The following is a 20,226-nucleotide window of genomic DNA, read 5'->3' as shown; positions in this document are numbered from 1 at the left end:
AATGGCCAAGGAGGAGAGAATGACCAAAGCGGGCGAAATCCGCACAGGCATAGGCGGCTGGACCTTCGAACCCTGGCGCGGGACCTTCTATCCCGATACGCTGAAGCAGAAGGACGAGCTGAATTATGCCAGCCGCCAGCTGAAAGTGATCGAGGTCAACGGCACCTATTACAGTACGCAAAAGCCTGAAGTGTTTGCCAAATGGGCCGCCGATGTTCCCGACGGCTTCATCTTCTCCCTGAAGGCGACGCGTTTCGTCACCAACCGGCGGGTTCTTTCCGAAGCCGGTGAATCGATGCAGAAGTTCCTCGAATCCGGCATCAGCGAGCTCGGCGATCACCTCGGCCCGCTGCTCTGGCAGTTCGCACCGACGAAGAAATTCGATCCGGATGATTTCGAGGCTTTCCTCAAGCTGCTGCCGGCGAAGCAGGATGGTCTTGCGCTGAGACACGTCGTCGAGGTCCGGCACGATTCCTTCAAGGTGCCGGAGTTCGTCGCGCTGCTCGAGAAATACAATGTCGCGCCCGTTTGCGCCGAGCATTTCGAGTATCCGATGATTGCGGATGTCACGGCGGACTTCGTCTATGCCCGCCTGCAGAAGGGATCGGACGATATCAAGACCTGCTATCCGCCGAAGGATCTGAAAGTCTGGGCGGATCGCTTGAAAAGCTGGGCCGCCGGAAGGGTACCGGACGATCTGCCGCTGATCGATGCAAAGCGTAAGGTCAAGGCGGAACCGCGCGATGTCTTCGCCTTCATGATCCATGAGGGTAAGGTAAATGCGCCGTCCGGTGCGATCGCTTTGCAGCAGGAAGTGGCGAAATAGCGCTATAGTGGTTTAACGGCTGCGACGAGGTCTTCGGCGGTCAGCCCCTTCCCGGCATGTTGACCGGCAAGACCATGCAGCCAGACGCCAGCGGCGGCCGCCTCGAAGGCCGGTGCCCCCTGCGCCATCAGGCCGCCGACGATGCCGGCAAGTACATCGCCGGAGCCAGCCGTGGCAAGCCAGGGTGGCGCGTTGGCGTTGATCAGCGCCCTGCCGTCCGGAGCGGCGATAACGCTATCGGCACCCTTATAGATGATGGCAGCATGGGCTCTGGCAGCCGCCGCCCTCGCCTTATCGACCTTGCTCAAGGTTTCGTCGGCAGCGATATCGGGAAAGAGCCGGCCGAACTCTCCCTCATGGGGTGTCAGCACCAAGCGTGTCGGTCCTTCGGCGAAGGCATCGAACAGCCGTTGCGGCTCGTCGCGAAATGATGTGATGCCGTCGGCATCCAGCACCAGGTGGCGATCCGCGAGCGCGAGGCAGAATTGCCGCGCCTTTTCGCCGGCGCCGAAGCCAGGCCCAAGAATGAAGGTCGAAAGGCGTTTATCGGCAAGCCATTCGAGCAATGAGGCTTCATCCGCGATGGAATGCAGCATGATTGCCGTCAGCAGGCCGGCATTGACATCAAGCGCTTCCGGCGGCGAGGCGATGGTGACGAGCCCTGCCCCCGCCTTCAACCCGGCCATGGCGGACATGCGCGCGGCACCTGTCGCGTTCGGCCCGCCCGAGAAGACGACGAGATGGCCGCGCTTGTATTTGTGCGTCTCCACGCCTGCCGAGGGTATGGCCGCCTTCCATTGCGTCGGCTTGTTTTCGGCGAGCGAGCGGTCGGCGTGGGCGCGGACGATGCGGTCGGGAATGCCGATGTCGAAAACCTCCAGCTCGCCGCATAGGTCGCGGCCGGGCAAGAGAAGATGACCCGGCTTGCGCGTCATGAAGGTCACCGTGCGCGCGGCATGGAAGGCTGCACCGAGAACCTGACCGCTACGACCATCGAGACCGGACGGAAGATCGACTGAAATCACGGGAATATCAATCTCCGCTACGCGAGCGATTATGGCGGTCACGTCGTCCGGAACCGGCCGCGACAGGCCCGCGCCGAAGACCGCATCAATGACGACATCACCCGCCAGCGGGGCATAGCTGACGATCGCCTCACCTTTGATCGGGCAATCGGCAAAAGCACTGATAGCATCGCCCTTGAGCTGTCGCGGATCACCGAGATGAAAAATCCGCACCTCTGCTCCGGCTTCTTGCAGCGCGCGAGCCGCCACATAGCCGTCGCCGCCATTGTTGCCCGGCCCACACAGAACGGCATATCGGACGGCTCCGGGAAAATGCCGGAGCGCGACGGCAGCAACCGCCTGCCCTGCCTTCTCCATAAGCCCGTAGGAATCGATGCCGGATGCGGCCGCGGCGCGGTCGACGGCAGACATGGCGTCGGGGGTGAGGAGCAGATCGGTGAGCGGCAACATCATGGCGGATATTATAGATGCGAAATCTGCCTCAAAAACAACCGCTAATCCGGTGGCCATTTTGGTCGATAAATATGCATTTGCATAATAATTAAACAATAACATTCAAGACCTTGCCGAAGCACAAGCCTGCCGCGCGTGGCCCTTTTTTGCGAAATTTTGCTTATCCCACGCATTTCCGCGCGAAATCGCTTCCATTTTTCCGAAAAATCCTCATCAATTCATCGTCTCGGTGCGAATTCGCCGAGATTTTTTACAGCGGTCCGTCCTCAATTGGCATGGTACGTGCATCACGTTGGCCGAGCGGGGAGTAGTCCTGCTGTATCAGGAGAAGCGGAGAGACATTTTCTCATGAAAAAGATCGAAGCGATCATTAAGCCCTTCAAGCTCGACGAAGTGAAGGAAGCCCTTCAGGAAGTCGGCCTGCAGGGTATCACCGTCACGGAAGCGAAGGGCTTCGGTCGTCAGAAGGGCCATACGGAGCTTTACCGTGGCGCCGAATACGTCGTCGACTTCCTGCCAAAGGTGAAGGTCGAAGTTGTATTGGCGGACGAAAATGCGGAAGCGGTGATCGAGGCCATACGCAAGGCTGCGCAAACAGGCCGTATCGGCGACGGAAAGATTTTCGTTTCCAACGTGGAAGAAGTCATTCGAATCCGCACCGGCGAAACGGGCATCGACGCCATTTAATCCGCCCGGCCCATTCTCGGCCGCGGCTCGTTTAATCGTCATCTAAGTCAAGGGAAGTAATTTAATGACGACCGCAAGCGAAATTTTGAAACAAATCAAGGATAACGACGTCAAGTTCGTCGACCTGCGCTTTACGGATCCGAAGGGCAAGCTCCAGCATTTGACCATGGACGTGATCTGTGTCGACGAAGACATGTTCGCCGACGGCGTCATGTTCGACGGCTCCTCGATTGCCGGTTGGAAGGCCATCAACGAATCCGACATGGTGCTGATGCCCGATCCGGATACGGTTCACATGGACCCGTTCTTCGCACAGTCCACCATGGTGATCCTTTGCGACATCCTGGATCCGGTCTCCGGCGAAGCCTATAACCGCGACCCGCGCGGCACCGCCAAAAAGGCGGAAGCCTATCTCAAGGCCTCCGGCATCGGCGACACCGCCTTTTTCGGCCCGGAAGCCGAATTCTTCGTCTTCGACGACGTCAAGTACAAGGCCGACCCGTACAATACGGGCTTCAAGCTCGATTCCAGCGAGCTGCCGTCCAACGACGACACCGATTACGAAACGGGCAACCTCGGCCACCGTCCACGCGTCAAGGGCGGCTACTTCCCGGTCCCGCCGATCGACAGCTGCCAGGACATGCGCTCCGAGATGCTGACGGTTCTGGCCGAAATGGGCGTCGTCGTCGAAAAGCATCACCATGAAGTCGCAGCGGCCCAGCACGAGCTCGGCATCAAGTTCGACACGCTGGTGCGCAACGCCGACAAGATGCAGATCTACAAGTACGTCGTGCATCAGGTCGCCAATGCCTATGGCAAGACCGCAACCTTCATGCCGAAGCCGATCTTCGGCGACAACGGCTCGGGCATGCATGTTCATCAGTCGATCTGGAAGGGCGGCAAGCCGACCTTCGCCGGCGACGAATATGCAGGCCTGTCCGAAAGCTGCCTCTATTACATCGGCGGCATCATCAAGCATGCCAAGGCCATCAATGCCTTCACCAACCCGTCGACGAACTCCTACAAGCGTCTCGTCCCGGGCTATGAAGCTCCGGTTCTGCTCGCCTATTCGGCTCGCAACCGTTCCGCCTCCTGCCGCATTCCGTTCGGCTCGAACCCGAAGGCTAAGCGCGTCGAAGTCCGCTTCCCTGACCCGACCGCCAACCCCTATCTCGGCTTCGCAGCCATGCTGATGGCCGGCCTGGATGGCATCAAGAACAAGATCCATCCCGGCAAGGCCATGGACAAGGATCTCTACGATCTGCCGCCGAAGGAACTGAAGAAGATCCCGACAGTGTGCGGCTCGCTGCGCGAAGCGCTGGAAAGCCTGGACAAGGACCGCAAGTTCCTGACCGCTGGGGGCGTTTTCGACGACGACCAGATCGATGCCTTCATCGAACTGAAGATGCAGGAAGTCATGCGTTTCGAAATGACCCCGCATCCGGTCGAATACGACATGTACTATTCGGTCTGATATCGGACACGAAAGCCCCGGTCTGCCGGGGCTTTCTCCATAATCGGGAAGCCGGTGGCAGGTCTCCCGCCCGATAGCGTCTTTGCATTGAGCGATCATATGCGGCTCGACCGAATAACTCGGGCCGAATGCGACAGTTCGATGAAGGAATGGGGGCAAAATCCTTGATATCAGTGGTGAAAGTCACCACATGATTGCTTGAAAGGAAGTCGTGCCATGAAACAACGAAACGCAAAATTCAATATTGGCGACGTGGTTCGACACCGGATGTTCCCCTTCCGCGGTGTCATCTTCGATGTCGATCCGGAATTCGCAAATACAGAGGAATGGTGGAATTCCATTCCCGCGGAAGTGCGTCCCGATAAGGACCAGCCCTTCTATCACCTTCTCGCCGAAAACGACGAGACGGAATACGTCGCATACGTGTCGGAGCAGAACCTCATCAACGATGAGAGCGGCGTTCCTTTACGCAATCCGCAGGTCGCTCAAATCTTCGACCAAGCCCCGACCGGGCAGCTCAAGCCCAAGATGAGCTTCGCCCATTAAACACGGGTAAAACCTATCCTATTCGAAAGGGAAGGCGCTCCCAACGCCTTCCCTTTTTATTTGGCTTCCGAGCATCGGATATGGCCATTAGCGCAAAGAAAAAGCCCGGATCACCCCGGGCTTTTTCTCATGAAACGAGACTATCGTCAGCTTACTGCTGCTTGGCAGCCTTCTGCGCATCTTCAAGCTTCTTGCGTGCTTCCTCGGCCTTCTTCTGCATGCTGTCCTGCAGGCTCTTCTGGCTTTCGGCAAGCTTCGAATCGGAGATCGCCGGACCGTCATAAGCGGCGCCGAAACCGGTCAGCGAGATCTTGATCGGGTTCGGAGCGCGGCGGAAGTTCACAGAGGTGAAGGTGACGTCGGTGCCCTTCTTCAATGAAGCGACCATCGCGTCCGTCACGGGAACTTCCGCGGTGCACTTGTCCGGAAGGCAGACGGCGTAGTCGAGCTTCTGGCCCTTGCCGCCATCGACCTGCATGGTGATGCCGGGCGGGATCAGGCGGGCGGTCGGAACCGAGATCTGCAGGATCTTGCGGTTGACCTTGCCATCGACGGAGATGAGGCCGACAGCCGTCACAAGCTGGCCGTTGTTTGCCATGATCAGATTCTGCACGATGCAGATATCGGCATCGTCCTGCTTGGTGCAGGTCTTATACCAGCCCAGACGCGGCTGGTTGGGATCACCGCCGCCATCAGCGGGAGCTGCGTTGGACGCGTCCTGCGCGAAAGCGGCAGCCGGCATGGCCGCGCCAATCATGAGAGCCAGAGCAGAGAGACCTGCCCGCATTTTGTTGTCAGTCTTGAACATCATAGCGAAACCGCCTCCTGAAATCCGCTTCGGGACGACAGCACGCCGTCCCATGCAATTCGGGTCAAACCGTCGTCCACCTGTCGAATGAATAAGGCAAATACATGACCCGAGAAACCCGGCACCCCTGTTACATCGCACTGGCACGGATATCCAGCTTTTCTTTGGCCTTTTCTGCCAAGTCCTAAGATTTCCGCAGTCGCGTGTTGAATTCGGCACGCTCATGATAATGTTCGGCCGAATCGTACCCTTCCCGGAAAGGATGCCATGCAAGCGCTCCGGATCGCTGCCCTCCTGTTCTTCGCAACCTTGTGCAACGCCGCGGCAGCTCAGCCGCTTTACGGCATCGCCATGCACGGAGATCCGGCGCTGCCGGCGGATTTCAAACATTTCCCCTACGTCAATCCGGATGTCAAAAAGGGCGGCCGCGTCAGCTATGGCGTCGTCGGCACTTTCGACAATCTCAATCCCTTCATTCTGAAAAGCATGCGCACGACCGCACGCGGCATGTGGGACCCGGAATATGGCAACCTCGTTTACGAACCGCTGATGGTGCGCTCGCGCGACGAGCCCTTTACGCTGTATGGGCTGCTTGCGCAGACAGTCGAATGGGACGAGAGCCGAAGCTATATTCAGTTCAACCTCAATCCCGATGCTAAATGGTCGGATGGGCAGCCGGTGACGCCGGAAGACGTGATCTTCACGTTCCAGCTTCTTCGCGACAAAGGGCGCGTCCCTTTCTCATCGTGGCTCGAGACCATCGCCAGCATGGAGAAGGTCGGAGAGCACAGCGTGCTGATCCGCTTCAACGAGAAGGCCAATCGGGAAACGCCGCTCATCATCGCCTCTTCGCTGCCGATTCTGCCGAAACATGCGATCGACACGAATACTTTCGACCAGACTTCCCTCCGCATTCCGATCGGCTCCGCCCCCTACAGGATCAAGAGCATCGATCCTGGCCAGCGCATCGTCTTCGAGCGCCGTTCCGACTATTGGGGCAAGAACCTTCCGTCAAAGATCGGCATCGACAATTATGACGAAATCACCGTCAATTACTTCCTGCAGGACACGACGCTGTTCGAAGCCTTCAAGAAAGGCGATGTCGATATTTATCCGGACGGCAGCCCGGGCCATTGGCAGCAGGCTTACAACTTCCCTGCGGTAACTTCCGGCGCCATCGTCAAGGAGACCTTCAGGCCCAAAATACCGAGCGGGATGCTCGGTTTCGTCTTCAATACACGACGGCCAATGTTTGCCGATAAGAATGTACGCAAGGGACTGACCCTCGCCTTCGATTTCGAATGGATGAACCGCAATCTCTACTCGGGCGCCTACCAGCGCACCCAGAGCTATTGGCAGAATTCCGATCTTTCGTCGTTCGGCATTCCCGCGGATGCGCACGAACTCGCGATGCTCGGTCCGATCAAGGACCGCATCGATTCGGACGTGCTCGATGGCACCTATAAGCTGCCCGTCAGCGACGGTTCCGGGCGGGACCGTAAGATCCTGCGCAAGGCGGTAGCTCTGCTCAAGGAGGGTGGCTATACGATCCGCGGCGAGAAGATGGTCGACAAAAACGGCCGGCAGCTCAGCTTCGAGATATTGACGCAGAATGCAGACCAGGAGCGCATGGCGCTTCCTTATCGCCGGTCGCTGGAGTTGCTTGGCATCGCAGTCACGATTCGTACGGTCGACGATTCCCAGTATCAGCTCCGGACGATCAACTACGACTACGATATGATCATCAAGTCCTACCCTTCGTCGCTATCGCCAGGCATCGAGCAAATGGGACGCTGGAGCTCCGCTGCAGCCAAGACCGAAGGCAGCCTCAATTTCGTCGGCGTCGCCGACCCTGATGTCGATACTCTGATATCGCATTTTCTCATGGCGCGTTCGGCTGAAGATTTCCGCGACGCCGTGCGTTCTTTCGATCGGATGCTGATTTCCGGATATTATATCGTGCCGCTCTATCATATCGACCAGCAATGGGCGGCACGGCGCAGCCGCATTGCTCACCCAGGCATTCTGCCGCTTTACGGCTACTATTTGCCAGCGTGGTGGGACGCTTCGGCGCAGTAGCGTCGCAATGGTTCCCTTTCGGTAACCGGTTGAAGCCATCGGTACAAAGGCCTAGATGGAGGGGAACAGCCCAAAAAGCCGAAAGGATGAAACCATGGAACGCATCACGATTGACATCGTCTCGGACGTCGTCTGCCCATGGTGCTATCTCGGCAAGGCCCGTCTGGAGCTGGCGATTGCCGAGGTACAGGACGAAGTAGGCGTCGATCTCAACTGGCGACCCTATCGGCTCAATCCCGACTATCCCCCAGAGGGCGTTGACCAGAAGAAGGCGCTCGAGCAAAAGCTCGGCGGCGCGGAACGCGTCGCGCAGGGCCACAAGATGCTGACCGAGCTCGGCCGCGAGGTGGGTATCAAGTTCGATTTCGACGCCATCAAGATCGGCCCGAACACGCTCGACGCCCATCGCCTTATTCATTGGTCCGTCACCGAAAGCCGCGAAAAGCAGGACAAGGTGGTGGATGCTCTCTTCAAGGCGAATTTCGAACAAGGTCGCAATGTCGGCGATCACGCCGTGCTGCTCGACATTGCCGAAGAAGCCGGGCTCGACCGTTCAGTCATATCAACGCTGCTTGCCTCCGATGCGGACCGCGATCTCATCATCAGCGAAATTGACGCCGCCCAGAAGATCGGCGTCAACGGCGTGCCCTTCTTCATCTTCGACCAGCAATATGCCGTCAGCGGCGCCCAGACGCCGGACGTGCTTGCCGGTGCGCTGCGCGATATCGCCAAGATGAAGGCGGAAGCGCGCGCGGGGATGAATTGATCAAGATCCACAGAGGCGCCATTCCGGAGGGAATGGCGTCGGCCAGGCGTTTTTGGCGCTTTTTGCGGAAACGATTTCAAAACGGCTAGCCCCACCGCTGTAAAAAACCGAAAACCAATGCCACGTTAATCCGGATGTTCTCAAGGCCTATAAATCCACGGCCGTCAGATCGTTATATCCGCCGTCCGCGATTCCATGAGGAGCCAATTCGCAAAATCCTGGATCGGACCGTCGCTCAATCGGATCGGCTCCGGCAGGATGAGACAAAAGGTCTTGGAGATCGATTGACCATCGGGCCAAGGCGCAACGAGGCGACCTTCTGCCAACTCCGTCTCGACGTAGAGACGTGGCACCAGGGCGACGCCCAGTCCAGCGAGCGCAGCTTCAATCAGCATGACGTGAAGATCGTAACGCGGGCCAATCGCAGGATTGGTCAGCACAATCCCGGCCTCCTGCGCATAGCGTTGCCAGGCGTCCGGATTCTGGCGTCGGTGAAGGCGCGGCAGTTCATCGAGAGATGGCGGCGCTTCCGCGCTACCGAGAAGCGTCGGATGGCAAACCGGAACCAACGTCTCCTGCAATAGTCGATGCACTCTCATTCCGGTCCAGGCAGGGTGATCGAAATGGATCGCGGCATCAAACCCACTTCCAGCAAGGACAAAAGGCTCCATCCGTTCGGCGAGATGCACGATAATATTCGGGTGCTTTTCGCGGAACCGCCCAAGACGGGGAATAAGCCAGCGCGCGGCGAAGGTCGGGATGGTGGCGATATCGATATTCGCGCCGCCATTGGGCTGCCCCATCAGATATTGACTGTCGCGCTCCAGCCGATCCAGTGACTCACGAACCTGTAGGGCATAGCGCTCTCCATTCGGCAAGAGCCGAACACGATTACCGACCCGCTCAAACAACGTGACACCGAGAAAGGCTTCGAGCCGGCTTATCTGGCGGCTGATCGCTCCTTCGGTCAGCGCCAACTCGTCGGCAGCGCGAGCGAAGCTTCCATGGCGAGCCGACGCCTCGAACGCCAGGAGTGCAGAATTGCTTGGAATTTTGCGGCGCATGGGCAGCTCCCGACGTGATGGTTCGGCACTCGAACGACTGCTGCCTTGATATTTGATCACTAAAGCATGAGCCGATATCGATATATCAGCGACGAATGGCGCTCTATCATGATCAAATGTCAATGAGAAACAAGACCAAAAGCCAGTGCTTGCAGTTAAAGGTGATACGATGATCTACACGGTGGAATGCAGCTTTGCCGATCCAGCCAGCGAAGCGGAGTGGAACGACTTCTATAGCCTGGATAAGCTCCCAGCCCTGATTTCGGTGGGTGGCTTTCACACCTCGCAGCGCTTGAAGGCAATCAGCCGCAATTGCCCGGTTTATCTTGCCATGCATTCGATCGATGGCCTCGATGTTCTGACGGGTGAGGAATATCGCCGAAAGGGCGGTGGAAATTTTGCGCGCTGGCAGCAGCACATCACCGATTGGCACCGAAACCTTTATGATGGCATCGAGCGAGCGCCGGCAATCGGTGAAGACGAATATCTGGTGCTAAGCGCCCATGGCCCCGAGCCCCTCACCCGCCTGGGCCTCACCCCGTCCACAATGCATGCGGTGGCAATGGAGAAAGTCCCGGAGCACCGTTGGCTCGCCAAGGTGAAGCGCTCCTCAATTGCAGACATTCGGCATCTCCCGAGGGATGTTCATGTCTACGAACCGATGACGACACAATTGACGAGCGGCAGGAATGCCGCTTCCGAGACAGCGCGGTAGGTTCTGATGCCGAACGTCACAATCTTTATCCCCGCAGAAAGCATGCCGGACGACGAAGCACTTGCCGATCTCACGGAGCAATGCACCGAACTTTGCACGGGCATCCTTGGAGCTGCATTGACCAACGTGCATGTCATCTATGTCGCTGTCCGCTCCGGCCGAGGACATAAGGTCTTTGCAGACATCCGATATCGCCTTGAACCCTTTCGCACGCCGGCGGTCATGGATCGCTTCATGCAAGGCCTGGATGACGCCATCAAATACAAGCTCGCCCTCACCGCGCGCATCCGTTGCTTCGGCTATGGAGCTGCATGCCTCTACGCGAGAAATTGAGCGGCTGGTTGGAGACAACAATGACTAATCCAGCGTTTCCCAGCCAGCAGGTTGGCGACTTAACAATTACCGCCATCAGCGACGGCTACCTTGCTGCCAGCCTCGACCTCCTCTCGGATATCGACCCGGCAGATGCCTCTCGGATGCAGGCGAATACGGGGATAGAAGACCCTGCCTCGATCCATATCAACTGCTACATGGTGCGTGGTGGCGGCCGCACGGTCCTGATCGACGCGGGAGCGGGTGGTTTCAAACGATGGGGTGGCCGGCTGGAAACCAATCTCGCTCTGGCCGGCATCCAGCCTCTCGATATCGACACGATCCTGCTGACACATGCCCATCCGGATCACATCGGAGGGCTGATGAACGCTTGCGGAGACGCCACCTTCCCGAACGCCGAGCTTGTCGTCCACGATCGCGAAATCGCCTTCTGGCGGGATGACGGCAATTTGAGCCGAGCGCCGGAGCGCGCCCGCGGCAACTTTATCCTCGCGCGTCGAGCGTTCGACGGCTATCGCGGCAGGCTGCGCTCTTTCGATGCCGGCGAGGTGCTTCCCGGCATCACTGCGATGCCACTTCCCGGCCATACCCCAGGGCACACGGGCTATCGTCTCAATTCCGGTGACAAGAATCTGTTGGTCTGGGGAGATATTGTCCACTTTCCCTCGATCCAGATTGCACGACCGGATGTATCGATCGCCTTTGATCAGGATCCACATCTGGCAGCATCGACGCGATCAAGGCTATTGGAACTCGTCAGCTCGGAGCGGCTGTTGATCGCCGGTATGCACCTGGGCGAACTCGGCTTTGCGCATATCGAGCGAACGACCGGAGCCTACGGCGTGACTTATGCGGGACCTCATCATCAGCAAAATTGACGCCGCTCAAAAGACCAGCAATATGCCGTCAGCGGCGCCCAGATGCCGGACGTGCCTGCCGGTGCGCTGCACGATATCGCCAAGATGAAGGCGGAATCGCGCGCGGGGATGAACTAAACGGGCTTCCGCTTTTTCGATCAGAGCCGCAAGGGCTTCCGCGAATCGCCGATCGCGGAAGCAGCTGAGCCATGACTGGCATCAGGTCTTTGCCAGCAATCCCGAAGCCATCGCCCGGAAGGCTTCTATCGCCTTGGGCAGCACTTCCGCCGGATTGTCGCTGGCCGCAACCCAGAGGGCGGCATTCAGCGCTGCGCCTGAAATGAGCCGGGCTGCCGCCTCGGGATCGACCGGTTTGACCACCTCTTGTTCCAGAAGCTTTGACACCGTCAACCGGGTGCCGGCGAGGCAGCTGTTCTGGCTAGGCCATTTCGAGGGATCGCCCAAAACTGCCGGCCCGTCGAGCAGGACGATGCGCTGGACCTCCGGATCGAGCGCCATCTTGATGTAGGCCTCGCCTTCCGCAAGCAGGCTTTGCCAGTCACCATCCGCCTGTGCGCCGATTTCCTTCGCCCGCAACGCCATCTCATTGTCGATCTGATCGACGACTGCGGCGAGCAATCCACGCTTGTCACCGAAATTGTGATAGAGGGCGCCTCTCGTCAGGCCGGCATCCGCCGTCAACTCATCCATTGAAGCCGCCGCAAATCCTTTCTCCGCGAAAGCTCTCCGCGCAGCGGCAATCAGCTTGTTGCGATTCTCTTCCATCGTTTCCAGGCGCTTTGCCATATCACCCTCAAATTTCACATACGTTTCGTATTTGAAATATTGACATACGCCGCTCATATCAATATTTCACATACGCATCGTATATCAAATGAGACGGCAGTTTGGAAGCCTCGCGCCAAATTGCGTTCTTTCCATCTTTCACGTCAACCCGAATGGGAGCCGACACTATGACGACACGCAACGCAGTCTTTCCGAAGAACAGGCATGCGCTTTATGAGGAGCACCGCTATTCCGCTGCAATCCGTTCGGGCGACCTGCTGTTCGTCTCCGGTCAGGTCGGCAGCCGTGCGGATGGAAGCCCGGAGCCGGATTTCGAAAAACAGGTCGAACTCGCCTTCGACAATCTGAGAGCAACCCTGGAGGCCGCAGGCTGCACCTTCGACGACATCATCGATGTCACCACGTTTCACACCGATCCGGACCGGCAGTTCGGCGCTATCATGACCGTCAAGAACCGGATCTTCACCGAAAAGCCCTATCCGAACTGGACGGCGGTTGGCGTCAACTGGCTGGCGGGCTTCGATTTTGAGATCAAGGTCATCGCGCGCATTCCAGATGCTAGGGAGAAGCGTGAGCCGCAGGCGGCTTGAGGGTATGATCAGATTTCGGCCCGCGGCGGAAAATAGTCGTCGCGGGCCGGATGTGGCCTCAAAGCTAGATTGGCGCAGCCGCGCTTCCAGCCGTTGCGAGATGTGTGGAAGTCGCTATTTTTCTTCGTCGATGAAACTGCGGATTTCCATGATGAACGTATCCACCCGTCCCGATCTGAGCGATATAAAACTGGGTGACTGGGTGGACCGCCGTTTGCCTGCGGCGTTGAGACCCTACACGCGGCTTGCGCGGCTGGATCGGCCCGTCGGCATTTGGCTGACGCTTTTTCCCTGCTGGGCAGCGCTCATCCAAGCCTCACACGGCTTTCCAGATATCAGACAGCTAGCCATTTTCTCGCTAGGCGCATTGCTGATGAGAAGCGCGGGCTCGACTGTCAACGACATTGCGGATCGAAAGTTTGATGGGCATGTCGAGCGTACACGCTTTCGGCCATTGGCGAGCGGACAGATCGGCGTGCCGCAGGCCGTGCTGTTTCTTGCGGCCGAACTGGCACTGGCTGCCTCGCTGTTGTTTTTTCTGACGCCCTTGACACGCCTTGTCGCGATCAGCGTCTTGCCGTTCGTGTTTGTCTATCCGCTCTGCAAGCGTTTCACATATTGGCCGCAGGCCATTCTTGGTGCGGCATTCAATTGGGGAATGCTGATGGCCTGGTCGGAAGTCACAGGCGCGATTCCTGTCGGCGCGGCTCTGATGTGGCTCGGCGCTATCGCCTGGCAGATCGGATACGATACCGTTTACGCCTATGTCGACGTTCGCGACGATACGCGACTGGGCTTAAAATCGACCGCCATCCTGTTCGGCTCGCGCGGCAAGGCATATATCGGCCTGTTCTATGCCATTGCCATCGTGGCATGGTCCGCCGGTGGTTGGCTGACGGGCATGTCGCTGTCCTATGCCATCGGAATGCTCGTCATAGCCGTGCATCTCGGCTGGCAGACCTGGCGCCTCGATCTTTCACGCCCCGAGGTCAATTACCGGCTGTTTCTGGCGAATATCCTGACGGGCGTACTGCTGGCTGCAGGAACCTTTGCCGGAACGCTCTAAGCGGAGCAACTACTTCGCCAATTCCGCCAGCTGCGTCATGACCACGGCCGCCCCCTGCAGCCGCTTTTCCGGCGTTGGCAGATCGCGCGTCAGGAAGACGCTCTGGTCGGGGCGGATCTTGGCCATCGTGCCCTGCTTGGCGATATAGCCGACAAGGTTGGCGGGGTTCGGGAATTCCTTGTTGCGGAACTGCACGACGACGCCCTTCGGGCCGGCATCCAGCTTCTCGACATTGGCGATGCGGCAGAGCGACTTGATGTAGACGATCTTGAGGAGATGCTGCACCTCGATCGGCAGGGGGCCGAAGCGATCGATCATCTCGGCTCCGAAACTATCGATCTCCTTCAACTCGGTAATCTCGCCGAGGCGGCGATAGAGCGCCATGCGCAGATGCAGGTCCGGCACGTAGTCGTCGGGAATCATGACCGGCGTGCCGACGGAGATCTGCGGCGACCAGCCGGTATCCTGGATCTCATCGACGCCCTTGACCTCGGCGACGGCCTCTTCGAGCATCTGCTGGTAAAGCTCGAAACCGACTTCCTTGATATGGCCTGACTGTTCCTCGCCAAGCAGATTGCCGGCACCGCGGATGTCGAGGTCGTGACTCGCAAGCTGGAAGCCGGCGCCGAGCGTATCCAGCGACTGCAGCACTTTCAGCCGGCGCTCTGCCGTTGTCGTCAGAACCTTGTTGACCGGCAGGGTGAACAGCGCAAAGGCGCGTACTTTCGAGCGGCCGACGCGCCCGCGCAGCTGATACAGCTGGGCAAGGCCGAACATATCGGCGCGGTGAACGATCAACGTATTGGCCGTCGGCACGTCGAGACCGGATTCGACGATGGTCGTCGACAGCAGCACATCGTAACGGCCTTCGTAGAAGGCGTTCATGATGTCTTCCAGCTCACCGGCCGGCATCTGGCCATGCGCAACGGCCACCTTCAGCTCCGGCACATCCGACTGCAGGAAGGCGTGGATATCGGCGAGATCCGCGAGACGCGGACAGACATAGAAGCTCTGGCCGCCGCGATAATGCTCGCGCATCAGCGTTTCGCGGATCACGAGCGAATCGAAAGGCGAAATGAAGGTGCGCACCGCCATGCGGTCGACCGGCGGCGTGGTGATGAGCGACAGTTCGCGCACACCCGTCATCGCCAGCTGCAGCGTGCGCGGGATCGGCGTCGCCGAAAGCGTCAGCACGTGCACGTCGCTCTTCAGCTCCTTGAGGCGTTCTTTGTGCTTCACGCCGAAATGCTGCTCCTCGTCGATGATAAGCAGGCCGAGATTGGCGAAGCTGATGCCGGCGCCGAGCAGCGCATGCGTGCCGACGACGATATCGGTCTTGCCTTCGGCCACTTCCTTCTTGGTCAGCGCCAGATCCTTGGCGCCAACCAGACGGGATGCCTGCTGCACGCGGATCGGCAGACCGCGGAAGCGCTCGGAAAAGGTCTTGAAATGCTGCCGGGCAAGCAGGGTCGTCGGCACGACGACGGCGACCTGCACACCATTCATAGCGGCGACGAAAGCGGCACGAAGCGCCACTTCCGTCTTGCCGAAACCGACGTCGCCGCAGACGAGGCGGTCCATCGGCCGGCCGGCGCCGAGATCCTCGCGCACCGCCTCGATGGCGTTCATCTGGTCATCGGTCTCGTCATAGGGGAAGCGCGCGGCAAACTCGTCATAGAGCCCCTCGGGTGAGGTCAGCACCGGCGCATGGCGCGTCAGACGCTCGGCCGCAACACGGATCAAGTCGCCAGCGATATCCAGAAGGCGCTTCTTGAGCTTCGCCTTACGCATCTGCCAAGCGCCGCCGCCGAGCTTGTCGAGCTGTGCCTCAGTGCCCTCACCGCCAAAGCGCGAGAGCAGATCGATATTTTCAACCGGCAGGAACAGTTTGGCATCGTCGGCATATTGCAGCTCAAGGCAGGCATGCGGTGCGCCGGCGGCCTCGATGGTCCTCAATCCCACGAAACGGCCAATGCCATGCTCGGCGTGAACGACGATCGAGCCTTCATCCAAGCCTGCCACTTCCGAGATGAAGTCGGCGGCGCGCTTGCGACGCTTCGAGCGGCGCACCATGCGGTCGCCGAGAATATCCTGCTCGCCGATGACGATGAGATCGCCAGCCTCGAAACCGGCTTCGAGGCTCAGTACGGCGGCAGCTGCCTCGCCCCTTGCCAGACCGTTGAGATCCTTAAAGGCTTCGATGGTCTTGACGCGCGCCAGCCCATGCTCGGAGAGCACCTGCAGCAGGCGATCGAGAGAGCCTTCGGTCCAGGCCGAAATCAGCACCTTACCGCCCGCCGCCCGCTTGTCACCGATATGCTTGACCACGGCATCAAAGACGTTGACACGCTCGCTGTCGGCGCCATCGGTGGCGGAGCGCGCCCAGCGCGGCCCCTGGCGGGCGTCAAGCTCGATGACGCGGCGGGCCTCGCCCTCATGTTCGTTGAAGGGCGAGATGCGGATGGCGCCGAAGGCATCAAGCGCATTGCCGAAGGCCTTGCCGTCGAGATAGAGCTGACCCGGAGTGACCGGTTTATAGGGCGTGCCCTGTGCCATTTGCCCCTTGGCCTGCTGGCCGGAATTCAGGCGGGCGTCGTAATAATCGAAGACGAGCTTGGAGCGCTCCTCGGCCGCCTCGCGCACGGTGTGATCCGTGACCAAGCGGAAGCCTTTGAGATAATCGAAAACCGTCTCCAGCTTCTCATAGAAGAGCGGCAGCCAATGTTCCATGCCGGCGTATCGCCGACCTTCGGATACGGCGAGATAGAGCGCATCGTCGCGCGTGGCGGCGCCGAAGGCGGAGAGATAGTTCTTGCGGAAGCGGCTGATCGTATCCGGCGTCAGTGTCACTTCGCTCATCGGATTGAGATCAAGCGAACGCACTTGTCCCGTCGTGCGCTGGCTTGCCGGATCGAAGCTGCGGATGCTTTCCAGCGTATCGCCGAAGAAATCCAGGCGCACCGGCTCTTCCGTGCCGGGAACGAAAACATCGAGAATGCCGCCGCGCACCGCATATTCACCGACCTCACGTACCGTTGCGACACGATCGAAACCGTTACGCTCCAAGCGGGCCGCGATGTCGTCCATCCGGACCTGATTGCCGGGACGGGCCGAGAACGCCAGGCTCTCGATAATGTCCTGTGGCGCCACCTTCTGCAGCATAGCGTTGACGGTCACCAGCACGATCGCCGCATGCGGCTTGCGATGATGCGCGATCAGGCCGGACAAAGCCGCCAGGCGCCGGGCCGAGGTGTCGGAGCTTGGAGAAACGCGGTCGTAGGGAAGGCAATCCCAGGCAGGCAGGGTGAGAACCGGGATTTCGGGCGCGATGAAGCCGAGCATCTGTTCGACATCGGCCATATGCTGGCCGTCCGACATGACATAGGCGATCGGCTGGCCGGCCTTTGCCATTTCGGCAATCAGGAACGGCTCCAGGCCGGCCGGAACATGACCGATCGTCATCGGCTCGCTGGCGGCGAGCAGCTTCTTCGCGTCGAAACCGGGGATCATTTCGTTAATCCGAACCTTTCGGCGATCTCTTCGAAATCAGGCTTGTAGGAGGCCAGGCGCTCAAAGAGAGGCGTCTGCAAATGCTGCGGCGTCGGCTGGCTGCCGAGGATCCACTTCAAGAGATCGTTATCCTCCTCGCCCATGATGCGCTCGAGCTCGTCGAGTTCGGCGTCGAGCAAGTTCGGCAACTCGTTGTCGGCAAACTGGCCGAAGACCAGGTCCATCTCGCGGATGCCGCGATGCCAACAACGGAAAAGGATGCGCCGACGGCGAGGATCGAGATCGGCACTGCTGAGGGTCAGCCCAGTCATCAAAAACACCTTTATGTTGATGCGTCTCTATAAAACCAGCGCTCACAGGTGGGAACCGGTTTTTAAGAAAAAAGCACCTGCGATGCAATTTTCCGGGGAGTGTCGGGCTCAAAGGGATCGAGTTCTCCGCTGCCCCTTGCCAAATGCGCCCTGCCCGTCGCATTTTGCCGGCCATGCGTCCCGCTATCCTCGACCCGCTGTTTGCCTCCATCTCTTCGCTGCCCGGCGTCGGCCCCAAGGTATCCGAGCTGCTGGTGAAGCTGCTCGACCGCGAAACGATCGACGATTGCCGGGTCATCGACCTGATTTTCCACGCGCCGCATTCGATCATCGACCGACGCGAGCAGCCTGGTATCGCGAGAGCGCCGCAGGGGGCCATCGTCACCATTACCGGCCGTGTCGACCGACACCAGCCGCCGCCGAATGCGCGTAGCAACGTTCCCTATCGCGTCTATCTGCACGACGAGACCGGAGAATTGGCGCTGGTCTTCTTCCGTGGCAAGGCGCAATGGCTCGAAAAGCAGCTGCCGATCAATGAAACCGTTACCGTCAGCGGCAAGGTCGATTGGTTCAACGGCCGGCCGTCCATAGTGCATCCCGACTATATCATGCGCGAGAGCGAGGCGGAGAACCTGCCGCTCGTCGAGCCAGTCTATCCGCTAACCGCCGGCCTCACGCCGAAGTTCCTGCGCAAGACCATCGAGGCGGCGCTGCCGCGCATCCCGCAGCTGCCCGAGTGGGATGACATAGCCCTTACGCAGAAGCAGGGCTTCCCCTCGATCTCCGACGCCTTCCACATGCTGCATACGCCGAGGGATGCAGCGGATATCGATCCGCAATCTCCCGCGCACCGCCGGCTTGCCTATGATGAATTCCTGGCGGGGCAATTGTCGCTCTCTCTCGTGCGCCAAAGGCTGCGCAAGGTTGCGGGGCAGCCGGTGCATGCAACTGGAGAAATCAGCCGCAAGATACTGGAATCCCTGCCCTTCTCGATGACGAACAGCCAGCGTGAAGCGGTTGCCGATATTCTCAACGATATGGCGGGCACTGCGCGCATGCTTCGGCTGCTGCAAGGCGATGTCGGTGCGGGAAAGACACTGGTGGCACTGATGGCGATTGCCGCCGTGATCGAAAGCGGCGGCCAGGCCGTGCTGATGGCGCCGACCGAAATTCTCGCCCGCCAGCATCATGCAACGATTGCAAAATTCGCAGCGAGTGCAAACCTTTCCATCGAAGTTCTGACAGGCCGCACGAAGGGACGCGAGCGGGATGCGATCCTGGAACGCATTGCTTCCGGGGAAGCACAGATCATAATCGGCACCCATGCGCTTTTCCAGGACAGCGTCGCCTATGCCAACCTCATGCTTGCTGTCGTCGACGAGCAGCACCGCTTCGGCGTTCACCAACGCCTGCGCCTGACCGCGAAGGGCATCTCTCCTCATATGCTCGTGATGACCGCGACGCCCATACCGCGGACGCTGGTGCTCGCCGCCTTCGGCGATATGGACGTTTCGAAGCTCACCGAGAAGCCCGCGGGACGCAAGCCGATCCAGACGATCACCATTCCGAACGAGCGAACCGGCGACATCGTCGCGCGTCTGAGAAGCGCGCTATCCGAAGGTAAAAAAGCCTATTGGATATGCCCACTTGTGGAGGAATCCGAAGAATCCGATTTAATGTCCGTCGAAGAGCGCCATGAGACATTAACCAAGGCGCTCGGCCCCAGCATCGGCCTTATTCATGGCCGGATGAGCGGCCCGGAAAAAGACGCCGTGATGATGGCCTTCAAGAATGGCGAGATCCGCCTCCTGGTCGCCACGACCGTCGTTGAAGTGGGCGTCGACGTGCCGGATGCGACCATCATGGTCATCGAACATGCCGAGCGTTTCGGCCTTGCACAGCTGCATCAGCTGCGCGGCCGCGTCGGACGCGGTGACGAAGCCTCGACCTGTATCCTACTCTACAAAGGGCCGCTCGGCGAAACCGGACATGCCCGGTTGTCGATCATGCGCGAGACGGAAGACGGCTTCCGCATTGCCGAGGAAGATTTGAAGCTGCGCGGCGAAGGCGAGCTTCTGGGGACGCGCCAGTCCGGCACACCTGGCTTCCGCATCGCCAGCCTCGAAGCCCACGCCGATCTTCTGGAAATCGCCCGCAAGGATGCCGCCTATCTCATTGAGCGTGATCCGGAGCTCACCAGCGAGCGCGGCAGTGCGGTACGCACCCTGCTCTATCTCTTCCGCCGCGACGAGGCGATCCGGTTCCTGCGAGCGGGGTAAGCGGATGGACGCGTTAGCCGCGTCCATCCC

General features: G+C 59.4%; 18 protein-coding genes and 1 pseudogene. 13 read left to right on the top strand and 6 right to left on the bottom strand.

Annotated elements, in window-relative coordinates; genetic code table 11:
• The first annotated feature begins 19 nt into the window (after positions 1-19).
• Complete coding sequence (locus I8E17_RS07400; protein WP_069612162.1) at positions 20-826, top strand: DUF72 domain-containing protein; 807 nt, start codon at positions 20-22, stop codon at positions 824-826.
• A 2-nt stretch (positions 827-828) separates the two neighbouring features.
• On the opposite strand, the gene I8E17_RS07395 is transcribed toward I8E17_RS07400, so the two are convergent.
• Complete coding sequence (locus I8E17_RS07395; protein WP_069612161.1) at positions 829-2,304, bottom strand: bifunctional ADP-dependent NAD(P)H-hydrate dehydratase/NAD(P)H-hydrate epimerase; 1,476 nt, start codon at positions 2,302-2,304, stop codon at positions 829-831.
• A 348-nt stretch (positions 2,305-2,652) separates the two neighbouring features.
• Here I8E17_RS07395 and I8E17_RS07390 point away from each other — a divergent pair, with 348 nt between their 5' ends.
• The 3 genes from I8E17_RS07390 to hspQ all read left to right on the top strand — a co-directional run bounded on the left by I8E17_RS07390 (position 2,653) and on the right by hspQ (position 5,011).
• On the top strand, positions 2,653-2,991 hold the full coding sequence (locus tag I8E17_RS07390; RefSeq protein WP_015339877.1) for a P-II family nitrogen regulator: 339 nt from the start codon (positions 2,653-2,655) through the stop codon (positions 2,989-2,991).
• Positions 2,992-3,055: 64 nt separating this feature from the next.
• A complete protein-coding gene (glnA, locus tag I8E17_RS07385; protein ID WP_069612160.1) occupies positions 3,056-4,465 on the top strand; it encodes a type I glutamate--ammonia ligase in 1,410 nt (469 codons plus the stop codon).
• Positions 4,466-4,681: 216 nt separating this feature from the next.
• Entirely contained in the window at positions 4,682-5,011 is a 330-nt protein-coding gene (gene hspQ, locus I8E17_RS07380; RefSeq protein ID WP_069612159.1) for a heat shock protein HspQ, read from the top strand.
• A 151-nt stretch (positions 5,012-5,162) separates the two neighbouring features.
• On the opposite strand, the gene I8E17_RS07375 is transcribed toward hspQ, so the two are convergent.
• Positions 5,163-5,822 (bottom strand): invasion associated locus B family protein, encoded by a 660-nt coding sequence (locus tag I8E17_RS07375; protein WP_069612158.1) that lies wholly within the window; start codon positions 5,820-5,822, stop codon positions 5,163-5,165.
• Positions 5,823-6,086: 264 nt separating this feature from the next.
• On the opposite strand from I8E17_RS07375, the gene I8E17_RS07370 reads away from it, so the two are divergent.
• Entirely contained in the window at positions 6,087-7,898 is a 1,812-nt protein-coding gene (locus tag I8E17_RS07370; protein ID WP_069612157.1) for an extracellular solute-binding protein, read from the top strand.
• A gap of 94 nt (positions 7,899-7,992) precedes the next feature.
• Positions 7,993-8,664, top strand: a complete 672-nt coding sequence (locus tag I8E17_RS07365; protein WP_069612156.1) for a DsbA family oxidoreductase — start codon at positions 7,993-7,995, stop codon at positions 8,662-8,664.
• A gap of 164 nt (positions 8,665-8,828) precedes the next feature.
• Here the strand turns inward: I8E17_RS07365 and I8E17_RS07360 are convergent, their stop codons facing one another.
• Complete coding sequence (locus I8E17_RS07360; RefSeq protein ID WP_069612155.1) at positions 8,829-9,728, bottom strand: LysR substrate-binding domain-containing protein; 900 nt, start codon at positions 9,726-9,728, stop codon at positions 8,829-8,831.
• Positions 9,729-9,897: 169 nt separating this feature from the next.
• On the opposite strand from I8E17_RS07360, the gene I8E17_RS07355 reads away from it, so the two are divergent.
• The 4 genes and pseudogenes from I8E17_RS07355 to I8E17_RS07340 all read left to right on the top strand — a co-directional run.
• On the top strand, positions 9,898-10,443 hold the full coding sequence (locus tag I8E17_RS07355; protein ID WP_069612154.1) for a sugar ABC transporter: 546 nt from the start codon (positions 9,898-9,900) through the stop codon (positions 10,441-10,443).
• Between the two features lie 6 nt (positions 10,444-10,449).
• Entirely contained in the window at positions 10,450-10,776 is a 327-nt protein-coding gene (locus I8E17_RS07350) for a hypothetical protein (protein WP_069612153.1), read from the top strand.
• A 20-nt stretch (positions 10,777-10,796) separates the two neighbouring features.
• Positions 10,797-11,654: an MBL fold metallo-hydrolase gene (locus I8E17_RS07345; protein WP_069612152.1), complete on the top strand. Its 858-nt coding sequence runs from the start codon at positions 10,797-10,799 to the stop codon at positions 11,652-11,654.
• 12 nt (positions 11,655-11,666) lie between these two features.
• Positions 11,667-11,771: pseudogene (locus I8E17_RS07340) on the top strand (disulfide bond formation protein DsbA); the annotation flags it as partial.
• Positions 11,772-11,852: 81 nt separating this feature from the next.
• Here the strand turns inward: I8E17_RS07340 and I8E17_RS07335 are convergent.
• A complete protein-coding gene (locus I8E17_RS07335) occupies positions 11,853-12,440 on the bottom strand; it encodes a TetR/AcrR family transcriptional regulator (protein WP_069612299.1) in 588 nt (195 codons plus the stop codon).
• 167 nt (positions 12,441-12,607) lie between these two features.
• Here I8E17_RS07335 and I8E17_RS07330 point away from each other — a divergent pair, with 167 nt between their 5' ends.
• Both I8E17_RS07330 and ubiA read left to right on the top strand, forming a co-directional pair.
• On the top strand, positions 12,608-13,030 hold the full coding sequence (locus I8E17_RS07330; protein WP_069612151.1) for a RidA family protein: 423 nt from the start codon (positions 12,608-12,610) through the stop codon (positions 13,028-13,030).
• Between the two features lie 151 nt (positions 13,031-13,181).
• Positions 13,182-14,096, top strand: coding sequence for a 4-hydroxybenzoate octaprenyltransferase (ubiA, locus tag I8E17_RS07325; RefSeq protein WP_069612298.1), 915 nt, complete (start codon positions 13,182-13,184; stop codon positions 14,094-14,096).
• A 9-nt stretch (positions 14,097-14,105) separates the two neighbouring features.
• Here the strand turns inward: ubiA and mfd are convergent, their stop codons facing one another.
• Entirely contained in the window at positions 14,106-17,606 is a 3,501-nt protein-coding gene (mfd, locus tag I8E17_RS07320) for a transcription-repair coupling factor (protein ID WP_069612150.1), read from the bottom strand.
• Entirely contained in the window at positions 17,603-17,917 is a 315-nt protein-coding gene (locus I8E17_RS07315) for a succinate dehydrogenase assembly factor 2 (protein ID WP_069612149.1), read from the bottom strand. Before I8E17_RS07315 ends, mfd begins: the two co-directional genes overlap by 4 nt.
• Before the next feature lie 173 nt (positions 17,918-18,090).
• On the opposite strand from I8E17_RS07315, the gene recG reads away from it, so the two are divergent.
• Positions 18,091-20,196 (top strand): ATP-dependent DNA helicase RecG, encoded by a 2,106-nt coding sequence (gene recG / locus I8E17_RS07310; protein WP_069612297.1) that lies wholly within the window; start codon positions 18,091-18,093, stop codon positions 20,194-20,196.
• The last annotated feature ends 30 nt before the right edge of the window (positions 20,197-20,226 follow it).

Source organism: Rhizobium sp. AB2/73, assembly GCF_020871915.1.
Taxonomy (GTDB): Bacteria; Pseudomonadota; Alphaproteobacteria; order Rhizobiales; family Rhizobiaceae; genus Rhizobium; species Rhizobium dioscoreae.
This window is presented reverse-complemented; position numbering and strand designations above follow the sequence as displayed.

Excerpts from the sequence above, each read along its gene's own strand:
- I8E17_RS07400 (WP_069612162.1), top strand. The coding sequence starts at position 20 with ATGACCAAAGCGGGCGAAATCCGCACAGGCATAGGCGGCTGGACCTTC.
- I8E17_RS07395 (WP_069612161.1), bottom strand. The coding sequence starts at position 2,304 with ATGATGTTGCCGCTCACCGATCTGCTCCTCACCCCCGACGCCATGTCT.
- I8E17_RS07390 (WP_015339877.1), top strand. The coding sequence starts at position 2,653 with ATGAAAAAGATCGAAGCGATCATTAAGCCCTTCAAGCTCGACGAAGTG.
- glnA (WP_069612160.1), top strand. The coding sequence starts at position 3,056 with ATGACGACCGCAAGCGAAATTTTGAAACAAATCAAGGATAACGACGTC.
- hspQ (WP_069612159.1), top strand. The coding sequence starts at position 4,682 with ATGAAACAACGAAACGCAAAATTCAATATTGGCGACGTGGTTCGACAC.
- I8E17_RS07375 (WP_069612158.1), bottom strand. The coding sequence starts at position 5,822 with ATGATGTTCAAGACTGACAACAAAATGCGGGCAGGTCTCTCTGCTCTG.
- I8E17_RS07370 (WP_069612157.1), top strand. The coding sequence starts at position 6,087 with ATGCAAGCGCTCCGGATCGCTGCCCTCCTGTTCTTCGCAACCTTGTGC.
- I8E17_RS07365 (WP_069612156.1), top strand. The coding sequence starts at position 7,993 with ATGGAACGCATCACGATTGACATCGTCTCGGACGTCGTCTGCCCATGG.
- I8E17_RS07360 (WP_069612155.1), bottom strand. The coding sequence starts at position 9,728 with ATGCGCCGCAAAATTCCAAGCAATTCTGCACTCCTGGCGTTCGAGGCG.
- I8E17_RS07355 (WP_069612154.1), top strand. The coding sequence starts at position 9,898 with ATGATCTACACGGTGGAATGCAGCTTTGCCGATCCAGCCAGCGAAGCG.
- I8E17_RS07350 (WP_069612153.1), top strand. The coding sequence starts at position 10,450 with ATGCCGAACGTCACAATCTTTATCCCCGCAGAAAGCATGCCGGACGAC.
- I8E17_RS07345 (WP_069612152.1), top strand. The coding sequence starts at position 10,797 with ATGACTAATCCAGCGTTTCCCAGCCAGCAGGTTGGCGACTTAACAATT.
- I8E17_RS07335 (WP_069612299.1), bottom strand. The coding sequence starts at position 12,440 with ATGGCAAAGCGCCTGGAAACGATGGAAGAGAATCGCAACAAGCTGATT.
- I8E17_RS07330 (WP_069612151.1), top strand. The coding sequence starts at position 12,608 with ATGACGACACGCAACGCAGTCTTTCCGAAGAACAGGCATGCGCTTTAT.
- ubiA (WP_069612298.1), top strand. The coding sequence starts at position 13,182 with ATGAACGTATCCACCCGTCCCGATCTGAGCGATATAAAACTGGGTGAC.
- mfd (WP_069612150.1), bottom strand. The coding sequence starts at position 17,606 with ATGATCCCCGGTTTCGACGCGAAGAAGCTGCTCGCCGCCAGCGAGCCG.
- I8E17_RS07315 (WP_069612149.1), bottom strand. The coding sequence starts at position 17,917 with ATGACTGGGCTGACCCTCAGCAGTGCCGATCTCGATCCTCGCCGTCGG.
- recG (WP_069612297.1), top strand. The coding sequence starts at position 18,091 with ATGCGTCCCGCTATCCTCGACCCGCTGTTTGCCTCCATCTCTTCGCTG.